Source organism: Pedobacter ginsengisoli, assembly GCF_030244015.1.
GTDB classification, from domain to species: Bacteria; Bacteroidota; Bacteroidia; order Sphingobacteriales; family Sphingobacteriaceae; genus Pedobacter; species Pedobacter ginsengisoli.
The window spans coordinates 437,549-454,788 of sequence record NZ_JASSYX010000002.1; the positions used below are offsets into that span (position 1 = coordinate 437,549).

General features: G+C 40.5%; 17 protein-coding genes. 8 read left to right on the forward strand and 9 right to left on the reverse strand.

Annotated elements, in window-relative coordinates; all coding sequences use genetic code 11:
* Positions 1 to 41: 41 nt before the first annotated feature.
* From sucC to QEP08_RS09045, 4 genes are all read right to left on the reverse strand, one after another.
* Positions 42 to 1,232 carry an ADP-forming succinate--CoA ligase subunit beta gene (sucC, locus tag QEP08_RS09030; protein ID WP_285058354.1) on the reverse strand — a complete coding sequence of 397 codons (1,191 nt, stop codon included), beginning with the start codon at positions 1,230 to 1,232 and terminating at the stop codon, positions 42 to 44.
* Positions 1,233 to 1,326: 94 nt separating this feature from the next.
* Positions 1,327 to 2,076 (reverse strand): ferritin-like domain-containing protein, encoded by a 750-nt coding sequence (locus QEP08_RS09035; protein ID WP_285057396.1) that lies wholly within the window; start codon positions 2,074 to 2,076, stop codon positions 1,327 to 1,329.
* A 150-nt stretch (positions 2,077 to 2,226) separates the two neighbouring features.
* Positions 2,227 to 2,523 (reverse strand): winged helix-turn-helix domain-containing protein, encoded by a 297-nt coding sequence (locus QEP08_RS09040; protein WP_285057397.1) that lies wholly within the window; start codon positions 2,521 to 2,523, stop codon positions 2,227 to 2,229.
* A gap of 2 nt (positions 2,524 to 2,525) precedes the next feature.
* Positions 2,526 to 3,161 (reverse strand): hypothetical protein, encoded by a 636-nt coding sequence (locus QEP08_RS09045; protein WP_285057398.1) that lies wholly within the window; start codon positions 3,159 to 3,161, stop codon positions 2,526 to 2,528.
* A gap of 145 nt (positions 3,162 to 3,306) precedes the next feature.
* Between QEP08_RS09045 and QEP08_RS09050 the strand changes: the two genes are divergently transcribed.
* Genes QEP08_RS09050 through QEP08_RS09065 form a run of 4 tightly spaced genes read left to right on the forward strand, consistent with a single transcriptional unit; the run spans position 3,307 to position 6,509 of the window.
* A complete protein-coding gene (locus QEP08_RS09050; RefSeq protein WP_285057399.1) occupies positions 3,307 to 3,957 on the forward strand; it encodes an ABC transporter ATP-binding protein in 651 nt (216 codons plus the stop codon).
* The gene (locus QEP08_RS09055) at positions 3,954 to 4,268 is read left to right on the forward strand and encodes a hypothetical protein (protein ID WP_285057400.1); all 315 of its coding nucleotides are present in this window, start codon (positions 3,954 to 3,956) and stop codon (positions 4,266 to 4,268) included. The genes QEP08_RS09050 and QEP08_RS09055 overlap by 4 nt, the downstream gene beginning before the upstream one ends.
* 17 nt (positions 4,269 to 4,285) lie before the next feature.
* Complete coding sequence (locus QEP08_RS09060) at positions 4,286 to 4,900, forward strand: HAD hydrolase-like protein (RefSeq protein WP_285057401.1); 615 nt, start codon at positions 4,286 to 4,288, stop codon at positions 4,898 to 4,900.
* Between the two features lie 46 nt (positions 4,901 to 4,946).
* Positions 4,947 to 6,509, forward strand: coding sequence for a S41 family peptidase (locus QEP08_RS09065; RefSeq protein ID WP_285057402.1), 1,563 nt, complete (start codon positions 4,947 to 4,949; stop codon positions 6,507 to 6,509).
* 3 nt (positions 6,510 to 6,512) lie between these two features.
* Here the strand turns inward: QEP08_RS09065 and QEP08_RS09070 are convergent, their stop codons facing one another.
* Positions 6,513 to 7,448 (reverse strand): M20/M25/M40 family metallo-hydrolase, encoded by a 936-nt coding sequence (locus tag QEP08_RS09070; protein ID WP_285057403.1) that lies wholly within the window; start codon positions 7,446 to 7,448, stop codon positions 6,513 to 6,515.
* Between the two features lie 156 nt (positions 7,449 to 7,604).
* Here QEP08_RS09070 and QEP08_RS09075 point away from each other — a divergent pair, with 156 nt between their 5' ends.
* Together QEP08_RS09075 and QEP08_RS09080 are read left to right on the forward strand one after the other, a co-directional pair.
* Positions 7,605 to 7,871, forward strand: a complete 267-nt coding sequence (locus QEP08_RS09075; protein ID WP_285057404.1) for a hypothetical protein — start codon at positions 7,605 to 7,607, stop codon at positions 7,869 to 7,871.
* 203 nt (positions 7,872 to 8,074) lie between these two features.
* Positions 8,075 to 9,271 carry a glycosyltransferase WbsX family protein gene (locus tag QEP08_RS09080; RefSeq protein ID WP_285057405.1) on the forward strand — a complete coding sequence of 399 codons (1,197 nt, stop codon included), beginning with the start codon at positions 8,075 to 8,077 and terminating at the stop codon, positions 9,269 to 9,271.
* A gap of 143 nt (positions 9,272 to 9,414) precedes the next feature.
* Here QEP08_RS09080 and QEP08_RS09085 read toward each other — a convergent pair whose 3' ends face one another.
* A complete protein-coding gene (locus QEP08_RS09085) occupies positions 9,415 to 10,275 on the reverse strand; it encodes a sigma-70 family RNA polymerase sigma factor (RefSeq protein ID WP_008242129.1) in 861 nt (286 codons plus the stop codon).
* 374 nt (positions 10,276 to 10,649) lie between these two features.
* On the opposite strand from QEP08_RS09085, the gene QEP08_RS09090 reads away from it, so the two are divergent.
* On the forward strand, positions 10,650 to 10,826 hold the full coding sequence (locus tag QEP08_RS09090) for a helix-turn-helix domain-containing protein (RefSeq protein WP_431844611.1): 177 nt from the start codon (positions 10,650 to 10,652) through the stop codon (positions 10,824 to 10,826).
* 76 nt (positions 10,827 to 10,902) lie between these two features.
* Here QEP08_RS09090 and QEP08_RS09095 read toward each other — a convergent pair whose 3' ends face one another.
* The 3 genes from QEP08_RS09095 to lpdA all read right to left on the reverse strand — a co-directional run bounded on the left by QEP08_RS09095 (position 10,903) and on the right by lpdA (position 13,702).
* Entirely contained in the window at positions 10,903 to 11,232 is a 330-nt protein-coding gene (locus QEP08_RS09095) for a YegP family protein (RefSeq protein ID WP_285057407.1), read from the reverse strand.
* Positions 11,233 to 11,321: 89 nt separating this feature from the next.
* Positions 11,322 to 12,170, reverse strand: coding sequence for an MBL fold metallo-hydrolase (locus QEP08_RS09100; protein ID WP_285057408.1), 849 nt, complete (start codon positions 12,168 to 12,170; stop codon positions 11,322 to 11,324).
* A 143-nt stretch (positions 12,171 to 12,313) separates the two neighbouring features.
* Positions 12,314 to 13,702: a dihydrolipoyl dehydrogenase gene (gene lpdA / locus QEP08_RS09105; protein WP_285057409.1), complete on the reverse strand. Its 1,389-nt coding sequence runs from the start codon at positions 13,700 to 13,702 to the stop codon at positions 12,314 to 12,316.
* 335 nt (positions 13,703 to 14,037) lie between these two features.
* Between lpdA and QEP08_RS09110 the strand changes: the two genes are divergently transcribed.
* Positions 14,038 to 17,193, forward strand: a complete 3,156-nt coding sequence (locus QEP08_RS09110; RefSeq protein ID WP_285057410.1) for a TonB-dependent receptor — start codon at positions 14,038 to 14,040, stop codon at positions 17,191 to 17,193.
* Positions 17,194 to 17,240: the final 47 nt, after the last annotated feature.

Genomic DNA, 17,240 nt, shown 5'->3' on the forward strand with positions numbered 1-17,240 from the left:
TACCTGATTAAGGTATCCCTTATTTTTTTAAGATTTATTAATTATGCCAATACTTCAGTTACCAGGGCAGCCGCATCTTTTAACGCGATAGCTGAATATACCTGCAGTCCCGAATCGTCAATTAGTTTTTTAGCTTCTACAGCGTTTGTACCTTGCAAACGGCAGATAATTGGGACGGGAACGTTTCCGATTTCTCTATAAGCATCGATAACACCCTGTGCAACACGATCACAACGAACAATTCCACCGAAAATGTTGATCAAAATAGCTTTTACATTTGGATCCTTAAGGATGATATTAAATCCGGCCTTTACAGTCTGGGCATTTGCAGTACCACCTACATCAAGAAAGTTAGCAGGTTCACCACCGGCAATTTTAATGATGTCCATAGTCGCCATTGCCAAGCCAGCGCCATTTACCATACAGCCAACGTTTCCATCCAGTTTTACATAATTGAGGTTTGATTCACTTGCTTCCACATCAGTCGGGTCCTCTTCCAGTTTATCGCGCATGGCTGCATAATCCGGATGACGGAACAAGGCATTTTCATCGAGATCAACTTTAGCATCAACCGCAATGATTTTATCATCAGATGTTTTTAAAACCGGATTGATCTCAAACATTGCCGAATCAGTGTTGTCGTAAGCTTTATAGAGTGCAGTTACAAATTTTACCATCTCTTTAAAAGCGTTGCCGCTTAGACCTAAGTTGAAAGCAACCTTACGTGCTTGAAAACCTTGCAGGCCTACTTTTGGATCAATTTCTTCTTTGAAGATCAAATGAGGAGTGTGTTCAGCCACTTCTTCAATATCCATACCGCCTTCAGTAGAGTACATGATGATGTTTCTTCCACTGGCACGGTTTAATAAAACACTTACATAAAATTCTTTAGTTTCTGAAGCTCCGGGATAGTAGACGTCCTGCGCAACCAAAATTTTATTGACCTTTTTACCTTCCGGACCTGTTTGAGGAGTTATAAGTTGCATACCCAATATTGCAGCAGCTTTTTCCTTGACCTCATCGAGGTTTTTGGCAAGCTTAACGCCACCGCCTTTACCGCGACCACCTGCGTGGATCTGAGCTTTAATTACAACCCAGTCAGAATTGTAATCAGTTTTCATTTTTTTAGCCGCTTCTACAGCCTGTTCAACCGTATCGGCAACAATGCCTTCTTGTACGGCTACACCAAAACTTTTAAGTATTTCTTTACCTTGATATTCGTGGATATTCATTCGCTGAAAAAATTTGTTCAAATCTACAATTTCAAACGCTTTATACAAATAAAGAAGAGCCGATTGTTCAGACTATTTTTACAAGCTCGACACTTTAATAGTTTAGAGGCAGGCCGATCTTCGGATTTTTAGGTTGGGGCTTTAGCCTTTTGATGGTCTTGTTAAACTTGAGCTTCATTTTGATCCAGTAACGTTCAAAATTGACGTGACCAGCCTTAAACAGTTTTGCATGTGCAAACCAGACAACCAATGCGGTACTGAAAAAAAATACACCGTACGCATAATAGCTGATGAATCTCGCAAAAGCATTTTTTTGGTGGTAAATCAAACCAAGTCTTTCGATCTGGAAGGTAATATGGGCAGCTTCATCCACTAGTATGTCGGTACAGATTTGTTTCAAGAGTTTGCATCCTGTCGCGTCTTTAAGGCACTGATAAAAAATCTGTGCGGTGCTTTCCACTGTAATTACTGCAATGGTCCAGAATTCCATATTGTTATTTAAACCTCTTATTTTTCTGAACATGCTGTCACCCCAATCTTTTTTGATCCTTTCTTCTTTAATCAGATCGAGATATCTGCCCAGGTTGTTGCCATGCTTCTGTTCTTCCTTAATGAATAACCTGATGGCTGAAGTATAATCGGGATCTCGCAACCGACGGGCATGTTTAGTAGCGGCGTCGATTAGGTTTTTACCTTCTGAAGTCTCACCCAGCTGCCATGCCTGTAATGACTTTAAAATGCTTTCCTTTTCTGTTTCACTAAGAGACGGTTTGATCGTCCAGTCTATTCTTTTGTTTTTAAGATTGCGATCAAAATAATTTATCCAGTATTTGGAGTCATGCATATTCCAGAGTTTTAAGTTTATTAATTTATAACTGTGATTTAAATGAATACTTCGCCGAATCACGCTGAGTTTCCTTAATGCCCAACTGTATAATCTTTAATTGGCTTTTTTAAAAGCACTTTGAATTTCAAAGTATATGTGTAAAAAAAATTAAAGCCCCTTTATCATTTTTTCTAATGCATCCAGGTGAGCCTTAAAAGCCTGTTTCCCCAGGTCTGTGATGCTGTAGGTGGTATTGGTCTTTTTGCCAATAAAGGCCTTCTGCACTCTGATGTACTCTGCCAGTTCTAATGTACTTAGGTGAGAGGCAAGGTTCCCATCTGTCAATTCCAAAAGTTGTTTAAGTTCATTAAAACTAATGTGCTCATTAACAATCAATACCGACATTACGCCAAGCCTGATTCGGCTGTCAAATATCTTATTTAAGGCTTCAATGGGATTTTTCATATCTATTTAGCCCGTTCATATTTAAAGTACATTATCAATCCATAAAAAATATGGAGTATACCAAAACCAATCGTCCAAAAATGAAGCCCATAACCGATATTGAACATAGCGACCAAGCCCAGAGCGATTTCGCAGATACCTAAAAAACGGATATCGCTGTAAGTGTATTTGCTGGCATTGATCAGTGCCAAACCATAAAACAACAGGCAAGAAGGCGCGATCAGTCCGTAAGTGCCAGGATGAACTAATAGCAAAGCGATAATAAAGAGCCCGCCTGAAATCAATGGAATGGCGAGGTTAATAAGCAGGTTCTTTGCGGTCTTGTCCCAAAGCGGCAGGCTTTTCTTACGGCTTTGGCGCAATGTAAGCAGAAGCCCGCCAACTAAAGCTATCACCAGTACGCTCAAACCTATTTTTATCAGAGAGAATTCAAGGTCATCCAAATCTAAAGAAATGCCATATCCATAGCGGTTATTTGAATAATTGTCTAGCTCTCTGTGTGCCAGAAATGCACCGCCCAGAGCAGTAATTCCAGCAAAAACCCCGGACAATCCGCTTAAAGAAATAAATCTTGACGAACGGTCCATCATTTTTCTGATGTCGTTCAATGCGCTAAGTTGTTCTTCTTGATTACTCATTTTAAAAGCACTTTGTTTTCCAAAGTTATTCTTATTTTTTTTAAATCAAAATTATTTTTCACAATATCTTTTATGCAATTACACATTCTGTTTTAGGTTTCAGCCGCTGCTTTTTAACCTCCCTACTTTTTACTAAGTTTGCAGCATGCTAAAAGCCACTGGTATAAAAAAAGCGTATGGTAATCTGCCCATATTAAAAGGGGTAGACCTTTCGGTAGAAAAGGGAGAGATCGTGAGTATCATTGGTGCATCAGGAGCGGGAAAAAGTACCCTCTTACATATATTGGGTACGCTGGATAAACCAGACGGGGGCACGGTTGAACTGAATGGTACAAAGGTTAGCGGCCTTAGCGGCGAACTGCTCAGTGTGTTCCGCAACAAAAATATTGGTTTTGTTTTCCAGTTTCATCATTTGCTACCTGAATTTACCGCACTTGAAAACATCTGTATACCAGCGTTTATTGCTAAAACAAGTAAAAAGCAAGCCGAGCACAGGGCAGCAGAGCTTTTGGAGTTACTGGGGTTGAAAGACCGGGCCCATCACAAGCCGAATCAGCTTTCAGGCGGCGAACAACAGCGTATCGCTGTCGCCAGGGCATTGGTGAATGATCCGTCAATTATATTAGCAGATGAACCTTCAGGCAATCTGGACTCTGCAAACGCAAGCTCACTTCATCAGTTTTTTATTACGCTGAGAGATAATTTTAAACAGACCTTCGTTATCGTGACACATAATGAAGATCTTGCTAAAATAAGTGACAGGGTGGTAACTATGAAAGACGGTTTAATCATATGAGGATATTGATCACAGCAGGAAAATCTGCCAGGGCGTTTAAACTACTGAAAGAATTCAAAACGGATGAGATAATAATGGCGGATTATGGTGAAATGCCTCAATTTCCGTCCAAAGAATATCAGTTTATTTCGTTAGGGACTCAAAATCAGGATACAATTGCACATACCCTTTTAACTTCATGTCTCGACAATGCTGTCAACGCCATATTGCCGGTAAACGATTTTGAAATTGAAGCCGTTGTCAAATCCTGTACATTGTTTAAAGAATTCGATATTCAAGTGCTCACGTCTGCTGAATTAAACAATGTATAAACACATAATCCAGCCATATGTCTTTTGAGCAATACATTCAGGATAAACGAGCGTTTGTGTTCGAACTGGATGACGTAATTTATCCTGAAAAAGACTACCTGTTGCAGATTTACTATTTATTTGCACAGTTCATGGAATATGGAGAACAGATGGATGCCGGTGCCATGATCAGGAGTATGCAGGAAACCTATTTTTCTGAGGGAGCCGACGCCGTATTTGATAAGACTGCAAGATTATTTAATATTCCATCCAAATACAAGATCAATTTTGACATGCTGCTGCACAGTGGTCGTCTGCCCCTAAAATTGCTAATCTTCAATAAGATATTAAAGTTTATGCAGGAAATAGTTGTCGAACGCAAGCAGATATTTATATTCACCAACGGACAGCCCGCACAGCAGCTTAACAAGATCAAACAAACAGAATGGCATGGTCTCGAAAATTACCTGGAAGTTCACTTTGCCCTTGAATCGACGGCCAAGCCTTCAGCTAAAGGGTTGAAAATGATTATGGAAAGGCATAAATTTAAAAAAACAGATGTATTGCTGATCGGTAAACTGGATGTCGATAAGGTGTGCGCAAAAAATGCAGGGGTGGAATTTTTAGAAGCTGATAAACTATTGCTACCTTAAACCAGTTTATACCCCAGACCAGGTATTTGAGCCTAAAAATTTATCAATGAAAAATAGCCTTTTAAAAAGATATGCGATCTGTTCAGTATTCCTGACCTGCTTTTTGTTTAGCGGATGCAAAAAGAATAAGCCAGACAAAGATCCCGAAGCTCCGCAAAATACCAAACAAACCCCTACAACAAACAGGGTTGAATTAACTAATGACTCCTTATTTCTTTATGCAAAAGAAGTTTATTTCTGGAATGAAGCCTTACCAACATATGACGCATTTGAGCCAAGGCAATATGGCTCAGGAAGCGGGACTGATTTAGTTAAATACGAGACTAACTTGTACAATATAGTCAAAACTTCAAAATCCCCTGACTATTTAAACAACGTACCTTATCCAAAGTATTCGTACATTTTTGATAAAACTGATAAAAATCCGAGTGAAAGTGCTCCTGCTGCAAGTTCTTCAGTCGATTTAGAAGGAAATGGGAATGATGTTGGGTTAAGGTTTGGGTATTTTGGCACTAACTCGGGTTATTCAATTTTTGTTACAGCAGTTTATCCCAATTCACCTGCGGCTCAGTCCGGCTTTACAAGAGGTGATGAAATTCTGGAGATCAATGGCAAGACTTATGGAACTAATTTTAATGCGGAAATAGATGATATCGAAGGAGCGGTTGCAGGGGCCAGTATAATACTTAAAGGATTAAAAGCCGGGGTTACTTTTACCAAGACCCTTAACAAGGGTGTTTATTCAAGTAGTCCGATCTATAAAAATACAGTATTCACAGCCGGGGTCAAGAATATTGGCTACCTGGCTTATGCACGTTTCTCAAACCAGGTAAATTCTGAAAGTGCTTTAACAAATGTATTCTCCGACTTTGCTGCTAAAGGGGTAACTGATCTGATTATCGATCTAAGATACAATGGTGGCGGCTATATCAGCACGGCACAGCACCTTATTAATCTGATTGCTCCATCTGGTACTTCAGGTGTTATGTTTACTGAGCATTATAATTCAACTATGCAAAGTAAAAAAGCTACAATTTTAAAAAATCAACCAGCAATTAATGATCAGGGACTGGTCGTCGGAACTTATTTTGATGAAGATTATTCGGTTAGTGGCAATACAACCACCTTTCAAAAAACCGGAAGTTTAACAGGTGTTAGAAATGTGGTATTTATTGTTGAAAGATACACCGCTTCTGCAAGTGAACTGGTGATAAATAGTTTAAAACCTTATATGAACGTTAAACTGGTTGGAGAGGCGTCATATGGAAAACCAGTCGGATTTTTTCCCATTACTTTGGAAAACAAATATGAGGTGTACTTTTCAATGTTTGAAACAAAAAACTCTAAAGGAGAAGGGGGTTATTATAATGGGATGATTCCTGATGTTTCTGCCGGAGAATTTGCTAATGATGTAATGTACGATTTTGGGAACGCCAATGACAACTGTACAGCAAAAGCCATTAACCTTTTAGCTCCGGGAGTTACAGTTACAGGTCAGGCAAAGATAGCAGCTGCACAGAAAAGATCAACTTCAGTTTCTTTGCAGGCTATTGGGGACAGGGCAAACAATGAATTTGTAGGTATGATAGAGAACCGAAAATCTAAATAATCACTACTGTTTCATCAGTTTTTTTTCGTTCATCACCGATTTTATATAAAGCTGATGATCCAATCTCCCTGCGATTTCAAGAATCGCATTGCTGGCATTAGTAAAAAAAGACGGATTAATGTTTTTAAATTCATCACTGGCCTTGTGGTAATCTTTATGGTCCTCTACTCCAAAATAGATAAATGGAATGTCTTTGTTATTAAATGCTGAATGATCGCTTTGATCGGTCCAGTCATCGCGACCTGTTTTGGGGTCGTCATGACCTAAAAGTACCTTTATCTTAGCATTGTTACTGAAAACAAATGGCCTTAACTGTGGATATTTAAACGTACCACAGGCATAAAGTTCTCCTTTGTCATTATGGCTTACCATATCGAGATTTATGTTGAGCTTGATCTTGTTTAGTGGTACAGGAGGATTAGCAATAAAGTTCTTAGAACCCTGCAGGCCCATCTCCTCTGCATCAAAGGCAGCAAAAATTAATGTATGGTCAGGTTTGTTTTTTTTGAAATGCGCAGCGAGCATTAATAAAGCAGCCACGCCCGAAGCATTGTCATCTGCGCCATTGTAAATTTGATCATTTATGATTCCAATATGATCATAGTGAGCCGATATTACGACAATGTTTTCGCTTTTCCCTGCAATGTATGCGAGCAGGTTTTTTCCGTTAACATTAACGCCCTTGTTATTTTTAAAAGAAAATGGGACTTCATAACCTGGAACAGCCGGTACAGGTGCCAATCCAATATTTTTAAACCGGTTTGCAATATATATGCGAGCCATTTCGGCTCCTTTAGTCCCTGTTTTTCTTCCTTCATAAACATCCGAGGACAATATTTCTACGTCTTTAAGCAGCTGACTCCCAGCTTGGGCATCGGTATTTTTGACAGAAGTACAGCTTAACATTAAGCTTAGAGGTATCAACAGGTAAAATTTCATTTTATTGCTTTTGTTCTGGATGATATATGCTACGGTAAAGATATGGAACGATACGGCGACATTGTAATAAAACTGTGAATCTTTTATAACTCTTTACATCCCCTATTGCTATTTAGATAGTTTTAATGCATATTTAAGTAACAAATGCACCACCATATGTTAGGGGAATTAATACAGAAAGAATCGATAGAGGTCAATAAAATCATACCTGCTGATCAAAATCATACAGAAGAATTAAGGAATAAATTAAACTCCGCCCAGCGATTGGGTAACGAATTTAAATCCAAAGCAGACATCACATTCAATACGAGTGAAGGCGCGAAAACGGTAAGTACTACCGTATGGTCGGTAACCGAGAAATATCTTCAATTGAAGAATGGAATACACATTCCTTTGAATAGCCTGATAGATATTGACTTCTAAAATTTCTACAGGTCAGACCATAACAGTACGGGTTGCCACCGAAAGATTATTTGGATAATATTGGGTTTAGAACCAAATAGTCTGTCATGCCACATAACGCTGAGACCGTACATCAACATTTCTTGCAGGCAGAGTTTTCATGCCGTTTTCTGAAACCGGCATGTTATGAAGGCTCCATTAATTAGATGATGAACAATAAGACAATGAGATTAATCGCATTACTAGCCATCTGCCTCTTTATCTGTGGCTGCAGCCCGATAATACACAAAAGTGTTGCTCAGAAAAAGGAGAATTACGACGTTGCGGCGTTTTACTGGCCAGCATATCATTATGAACCAAAAGCTGAATTCCTGTTTCCCGATAAAAGGGGCGAATGGGAAATCATTTATAAATCGACACCTAAAGAACCTGGACACGCACAGCCAAAAGTTCCAATGTGGGGCTATCTGGATGAGGCCAGTCCAAAAGATATGGATAAAAAGATCAGTGCTGCGGTCGACCACGGCGTCAATACATTCATATTCGACTGGTACTGGTATAATGGGGAGCCTTTCCTGGAAGATTGTATCAATAACGGCTTTTTAAAAGCAAACAAAGGCCGCATGAAATTTTACCTGATGTGGGCCAACCACGATGCGACAACTTATTGGGCAAAAGATAATCCCAGGAAAGATTCGGTAATCTGGAAGGGCGCAGTAGACCGTAAGCAGTTTGACATAGTAGTCGGCCGTGTGATCAGCAAATATTTTAAAGATCCTTCTTATTATAAGATCAATGGAGCTCCGGTGTTCTGTATCTATGAACTGCATACGCTGATCGCCGGATTGGGTGGCGCAGAGCAAACTAAGGAGGCGCTCAATTATTTTAGAAAGAAAACAATAGAAGCCGGTTTTCCGGGACTGCATTTGCAGGGAATCCTTTGGCAAGCATTGCCTTCAACTATCGCTGGTGTACCAGGTGAAAAAATAGAGACACAAAACAAGGTGATGGAATACTTTGGGTTTAACAGTCTGACAAACTATTGCTGGGCGCACCTGCAGAACCCTGACGGCGATTACGAAAAATGGGCTGACCTCTCTACCAATATGTGGGAGGGATTCAGTAAAGATTTTACCATTCCGTATTTTCCCAATCTTACCATAAGCTGGGATGCCAATCCAAGATTTCCCTTTAAAACCGGATATATCAATAACTCTTCCCCGGCGAAGTTCTCGAAGTATGTAGAAAAAGCAAAGGCTTTTACCGATGCACACCCCGGTCAACCCAAAATAATTACGGTCAATGCATGGAACGAGTGGTCAGAGGGAAGCTATCTCGAACCAGATACTCTTCATAAAATGGGTTACCTGGAAGTTATGAAGAAAGCATTTATTCGCCCAGCCGCTGACATGCAAAAATGACAGCGGGAATCCGGCGGCAGGGCAATAAACAACGAACCTGCGAAATTCTATTTTTGATGTCCCAAAATAAAAAAGATTGAGTACCCGCTCAATCTTTTTTATTATGATCTTACCGTTCCGCTAACGGAGGGGAAGAATATATTTTATCCTAAATATGATTTTAATATTTTGCTCCTTGAGGTATGGCGCAGACGCTGCAGCGCTTTGTCCTTTATCTGGCGAACACGTTCACGGGTTAAATTAAATTTTTCACCAATCTCTTCAAGAGACAAAGGATGATTTGTACTTAAACCAAAGAACAGCACAATGATCTCACGCTCACGTTCAGTCAAAGTAGACAAAGAACGTTTGATCTCCTCAGAAAGAGATTCGTTGATCAGACTGCTGTCAGTATTTGGCTCGTGGTTTTCCAGTACATCTAATAAAGTGTTTTCTTCACCCTGAACAAAAGGCGCATCCATAGATACATGTCGCCCAGAATTGCTCAGCGTATCAGATATCTTATCAACTGTGGTTTCTAAAATGTCGGCCAGTTCTTCCGGAGAAGGTTCGCGCTCATATTCCTGCTCCAGCTTGGAAAATGCTTTACTGATTTTACTCAAAGAGCCTACCTGATTTAAAGGTAAACGTACAATGCGGCTTTGCTCAGCAATTGCCTGTAAAATAGATTGACGAATCCACCAAACTGCATAAGAGATGAACTTAAAACCCTTGGTTTCATCAAAACGCTTTGCTGCTTTAATCAAACCCAGGTTACCTTCGTTAATTAAATCTCCCAGAGTTAATCCTTGATTTTGATATTGTTTAGCAACAGAGACCACAAAGCGAAGGTTGGTTTTAGTTAAACGTTCCAGTGCGGCCTGATCCCCCTCGCGTATTTTTCTTGCTAATATTACTTCTTCTTCTGCGGTAATTAAATCTACTTTGCCAATCTCGTGAAGATATTTGTCAAGGGACTGACTTTCGCGATTGGTAATCGATTGCGTGATTTTGAGTTGTCTCATTTATATGCTTTGGTACTCGTTATGTGTCTTGAACGTGCAAAAGTAAGGATTTAATGGCAATTAGAAAAGATAAATTACTGAAAACGTTACACTTTACACCTGTTATTTATACAATATTTTAACAGCAAAAATTATTCCAAAGTACTTTTGTCAGTATCTTTGGAGATGTATCGCAAAACAGGATTTTATTATTGAATAACAATATGTATATTGTGTTTTGCAATAATAATCGATATCGATGGATGCCGAAATAAATGTTTGTCTTCATGATGTCAGGAAATAAAACAGAAGAAAGCAATTTAAAAGTGTCAAAACAGCACAATAACTGACCTGTAATTAAACTCTATATGCCAATAATTATAAATCTGGATGTAATGCTCGCAAAAAGAAAAATGTCCTTAACCGAGCTTAGTATAAGGGTAGGAGTAACTATGTCTAATCTTTCAATATTAAAAACGGGGAAAGCTAAAGCAGTCAGACTGGAAACTATGGATGCCATATGCCGTGTTTTGGACTGTCAGCCTGGAGATATTTTAGAGTTTCGAAGGTAAAGCGCAATCATAAAAAAAAAGCCTGTTAACAACTGAAATGCTACTTAACAGGCTTAAATGATTTATTATTTATGAATTAAGTCAAATCCGAGGTTTCCGCATCAGGAGCATTCTTTTTAACCGACTCAATACCATTATCCCTGCTTGCCTCACTTTCATACATTTCGCTATTACCAATAATTTGTCCGTTGGAAGCTTTTAAATTGAAGTATGGTTTGCCATTGGAGGAGGTTTTCTTTTCGTAATTGCCGTCTACCGGAGCATTTTTTTTCACCGATTCTATGCCGTTTGTACAGCCGCTTTTACTGGAATATCCCTCACTCGTTAAAATTACCTGTCCATTTCCTGCCTTTAAATTGAACTGGAACTCGCCATTCTTTCTGGTTGTGATTTCAAATTTGCCCATAATCTTTTTAATTTAGTTTTATAAATAGAATCTTATTTAATTCAATTTATAAAAAACTAAACAAAACCAAATAATAATTATTTTTTTGTTTACGAAGCAGTGATGCGCGCCAAATCAAAAGTTTGGTCCAATCTTATTCCCTTTTCCGTTTGCTGTAAAGTACAGCATTCATTAACAGCATCATGCTCGAGATAAAGAATATATCCATTGTCTGCAGCTTCCTGTAAAAAAGACCGTTTTTCTTTTAAAGTCTGCAGCGGGAACATATCATACGCCATTACATAAGGTAAGGGGATATGTCCGACGGAAGGCAGCAGATCAGCCATGTAAACAATTGTCTTGTCCTTATACCGGATTTGTGGCAACATCATCGCGTCGGTATGCCCATAAACAAAGCGGATATTGATACCTTCATGAAATTGAACCCCATCAGTATCCTCAACAAACCTAAGCTGACCACTTTCCTGAATGGGCAAAATATTATCTTTTAAAAAAGAAGCTTTTTCTCTTTCATTTGGATGGACAGCCCAGTCCCAGTGTTTTTTGTTACTCCAGTAAAATGCATTTTTAAATGCCGGCCTGAGTTTGTCGCCGATGCGTACTATGGCCCCGCCACAATGGTCAAAATGCAAATGCGTCAAAAAGACATCAGTAATGTCATCCTTGCTGAATCCTTTTGATGCAAGCGATTTATCCAGTGTATCATTACCGTGCAGATAATAATGGCTCAAAAATTTCTCATCCTGTTTATCGCCGATACCAGTATCAATTAAGATCAGCCGGTCCCCATCCTCAATGAGTAAACACCGCATGGCCCAGGTGCACATATTATTTGCATCTGCCGGATTGCTGCGCTGCCATAAAGATTTGGGAACCACGCCAAACATAGCGCCGCCATCGAGTTTAAAAAGTCCGGTCTCAATTGTATGTAAATTCATATCTGGAATAAGTAAGCTGTGGTAAAACTAATAAAAAAGGCCGCGCAAGCGGCCTTTTTTATTAGTTTTTTGGCGGTAATTTTAGTGCTTGAGAGATGGCATAAGATCAGCGAAAGATGCAGCCATCGGGCAGATCACTAAAATTACAAATGTATCACCTCTCCATACGCATCAGCAGCAGCTTCCATGATTGCTTCACTCATGGTAGGATGCGGATGTACAGATTTAATCATTTCATGGCCTGTGGTTTCCAGTTTGCGGGCTACAACGATTTCAGCAATCATTTCCGTAACATTGGCGCCAATCATGTGCGCACCCAGCAATTCACCATATTTCGCATCAAAGATCAATTTCACGAAACCATCTTTAGCACCCGCCGCGCTCGCCTTGCCAGATGCGGAAAAAGGAAACTTGCCGATCTTCAGTTCGTAACCCGCTGCTTTCGCGGCTTTTTCCGTATAGCCTACAGAAGCGATCTCAGGGCTGCAATAGGTACAACCAGGGATGTTGTTGTAATCCAAAGGCTCAGGCTTATGACCAGCTATCTTCTCCACACATATAATGCCTTCCGCAGACGCCACATGAGCAAGGGCCTGTCCACCCACAATATCGCCAATGGCATAATATCCTTTTACAGAAGTATTGTAAAATTCGTCCACAACTACTTTACCTTTTTCTGTTTTGATACCTGTCTCTTCCAGGCCAATGTTTTCGATGTTGGCGACAACACCAGCAGCAGAAAGAACGATATCGCATTCCAGAGTCTGCATGCCCGAAGCAGTTTTCACCTGGACCTTACAGCCTGCGCCGCTGGTGTCCACAGACTCCACACTGGAAGAAGTCATAATCTCTATGCCTGCTTTTTTGAAGCTGCGCAATAACTGTTTCGATACATCCTCATCCTCAACAGGAACCACATTGTCCATGAATTCAACTACGGTAACTTTAGTGCCCAAAGTCGCATAAAAATACGCAAACTCAACACCGATAGCTCCGGACCCTACCACTACCATAGATTTAGGCTGTTCAGGCAATACCATCGCCTGTCTGTAACCGATCACTTTTTTGCCGTCCTGTTTCAGGTTTGGCAATTCCCTTGATCTTCCGCCTGTCGCCAGTATGATACTTGTTGCTGTATATTCCTTAGCGGACCCATCAGCCCCTTTAACTTCAATCTTATTTCCCGGCTTAACCTTACCGGTACCCATGATCACTTCGATCTTATTCTTTTTCATTAAGAACTGAACGCCTTTGCTCATGCCATCAGCCACTCCGCGGCTGCGTTTGATCACTGCGGCAAAGTCGGCTTCAGCCTCAGCCGTTTTAATTCCATAATCCGAAGCATGATTGATGTATTCAAAAACCTGCGCGCTTTTCAATAAAGCTTTAGTGGGGATACAGCCCCAGTTCAGGCATATACCGCCAAGTGATTCACGCTCTACAATTGCAGTTTTCAAACCTAACTGAGAAGCCCTTATTGCAGCCACATATCCGCCCGGACCGCTGCCAATTACTATTACATCGTAGTTCATATCTTTAAATAAAGGAATTTTAACTTTAGTCAGCGCCAAAATTAATAAAAATGTTTGTTAAACCATGGGCTTTGCGTTTTATGACATACCGCATATCTGCATACCTATATATAATAGTGTACATATTACACTAATCACAAAGAGCTCTGTAGCCTGGAATGATTACAAATTACTGAAAGGCTGTTGGTTGCAAATATATTTATGGAGTTAAATGTTGAAAAATAGTGCCATTCTTAATAATTATTTAACATTGAAACCAAAATCCTGGTTATTTTAATATTTATCTTTGCGACGATATCATTAGGTGATATCTGCACATAAAAAAACAAAAAAATATGAAGAAATCTTTACTACTTAAATTTGTGGTATTAGTTATGTTCTTTGCAGGCGCTGTTTCTTCGGCAAATGCACAGGTAACTACCTCTGCAATCAATGGGGTTATTGCTGACGGCAAAGGCCCTTTGCCAGGTGCTAGTGTTAAGGCAGTCCACGAACCGACAGGAACAGTTTACGGCGCAGTTACAAATGCTGAAGGACGTTATGCGATATCCAACATGCGCGTTGGTGGCCCATATACGGTAACTGTCACATATGTTGGTTTCGAAGCCGAAACATTTACCGATGTCCGGTTGAAACTGGGTGAGTCTTTCCCAATCAACGTTAAATTGGGTGAAGACGGCAAACAGCTTCAGGAGGTTGTGGTAAGAGGCAGAAAGAGCCAGATCTTTAACAGTAAGAAAACCGGCGCAGCTACAAACATCAGCAAAGAGCAGATAGAATCGCTGCCTACTTTAAGCCGTTCTTTGTCAGATTACTACCGTTTAACCCCTCAGGCCAACGGAAACTCATTTGGTGGGGCAAATCCAAGATACAACAACATTACAATTGACGGTGCTGTAAATAACGACGTTTTCGCAGCTTCGAGCAGCGCCATCACCCCCGGAAGCGGAGCAAATACACAGCCCATTTCTCTGGATGCAATCCAGGAGATACAAGTAGTACTTGCACCATATGACATCACTTATGGTAACTTCACAGGGGCTGGTGTAAACGCTGTAACCAGGTCAGGTACCAACAAATTTGAAGGTTCGGTATATGCATTTGGCAGAAACCAGAATACAGTAGGCAAGCAGCCGGATGGTGTAAAGTCAGGGGATTTTACAGATTATCAATATGGTTTCCGTTTTGGCGGCCCTATCGTGAAGGATAAATTATTCTTCTTCGTAAACGGGGAGATGGGAAGAAAAAAAGTGCCAACTACCTATGGCGCCGGTGATCCAAGTGCCTTATTAACTGTAGCTGAAGCACAGGATCTCGCATCATTTGTAAAGACAAAATACGGATATGACGTAGGCGGGATTACTTCCGAGCCGACAGAAACCCAAAACGATAAAATCTTTGCGAGACTGGACTGGAACATCAATTCTAAAAATCAGCTGATGCTGCGTCACAACTACATTACTGCTTTTGACGACGCATTCTCCAGATCAACATCCAACTTTAAGTTTGGCAATAACGGCGGACGAAATAACAGTAAACAAAACATTACTGTTCTGGAGCTAAGGACCAAATTTAATGAATCATTGTCTAATAACTTTTTAGCTGGTTTTACCACAGTAAGAGATGCCCGTTCGACATTTGGCGCACTTTTTCCTCATGTGCAGATCAACAACATTAATGGTAAATCTACAAATCAGGTCAACTTTGGGTCGGAGAGAAGCAGTACTGCCAATCAATTGGATCAGGACATCTTAGAGATTACTGACAATTTCAAGATCTACGCGGGTAACCATACTTTTACCGTAGGTACACACAACGAGTTCTTTAAATTCAGGAACCTGTTTGTAAATAACCGTTACGGATATTGGACATTCAACTCTATACAAGATTTTAAAGACGATAAGCCACTAACCGGTGAGGCTACATATCCGATTACAGACAACCCGGGTGAGGCACGTTTCTCAGCTGCCCAGCTATCTTTCTATGGTCAGGATGAAATCCAGGTGTCTCCTGAGTTCAAACTTACTGCGGGATTAAGGATAGATGTGCCCATCTTCTTTGACAAGCCGGCTAGAAACCCACTTGCAGAGACTGCTTTTGGATATAGAACTGACATTACACCTAAAAGCAGACCGCTGGTGTCACCGAGGGTAGGTTTCAACTATGATGTATTTGGAAACAAAACGTTACAACTGAGAGGTGGTTCAGGTATTTTCACAGGCCGTGTGCCATTTGTATGGTTATCCAACCAGTTTACCAACAATGGTGTGCTGTTTGGTACTGTCAATCAAAGAACCCCGCCGCCTGTTAAATTTGTGCCAGATCCTAACCAGCAACAGACTTTAGGAAGTTCTAAGGTAAGTACGTATGAGTTAAACCTGGTGGACCCTAATTTTAGGTTGCCGCAAACACTGAGGTCTAATTTGGCTGCCGACATAAAATTGCCAGCTGGTATTGTTGCCACTCTGGAAGCAATTTACAACCAGTCACTAAATAACGTCAATTACGCAGATATTAATATTAAAGGTCGTACGGGTACACTAAACCCTTCACTCAGCGGTGGAAATGACACCAGACCGACTTATGGAGGTAAGGTGAATTCCACAGTGACAAACGCGCTTTTACTAAGCAATACCAGCAAAGGATCATCATATTCTTTAACTGCTCAATTGCAGAAAACATTCCTGTTTGGACTGGACGCATCATTTGCCTATACCTATGGAGAGGCAAAGGAGAAAAACAGTGGAGCAAGTTCAACCGCCCGCTCAAACTGGCAGTTCAACCAGATCGTTCTGGATCCCAACAACGCCCCGTTATCTTATTCCAAATTTGACATCAGGCACCGTGTTGTAGGTAACCTTACCTATGGGGTGAGATACGGTAAAAGCAAATTGTTTGGAACATCACTAGGCATATTTTATGCCGGCCGATCAGGCGAGGCCAATACTTACTTGTACAATGGAGACCTGAACGGTGATGGCTCTAATGCCAATGACTTGATCTACATTCCAAGAAATGCTTCAGAAATTAAATTGGTGGTGATCCCCGCTGTACCAGCAACACCGACCACAGCTGAAATTCCGGCGATACCTGTTGCAGATCAATGGAATGCCTTAAATGCCTACATTGAAAACGACTCATATCTGAAAAGCCGCAGAGGTAAATACGCCGAACGCTTTGGTGCAAGAGGGCCATGGGAACACGCTTTTGATGCCAGGTTATTACAGGATATTGGTGGATTGATCAAAGGTTCAGCCAATAAAATCCAACTGTCAGTTGATGTATTTAACATCGGAAACCTGATCAATAAAGATTGGGGACGTGGATATTCAATCGGAAATTCTAACGGTGCTACTACTTTGATTGGATATAGTGCCAGTAACGGTGGAGGATTCACATTCAGAGCACCCAACGGCAATACCATTTACGGAGTTGACCAGATACGTTCCCGCTGGGCTGCCCAGTTTGGCGTAAGATATTTATTTAACTAATCCAGTATGGATAAAAAAAGCGCCGTTCCTCACTGGAACGGCGCTTT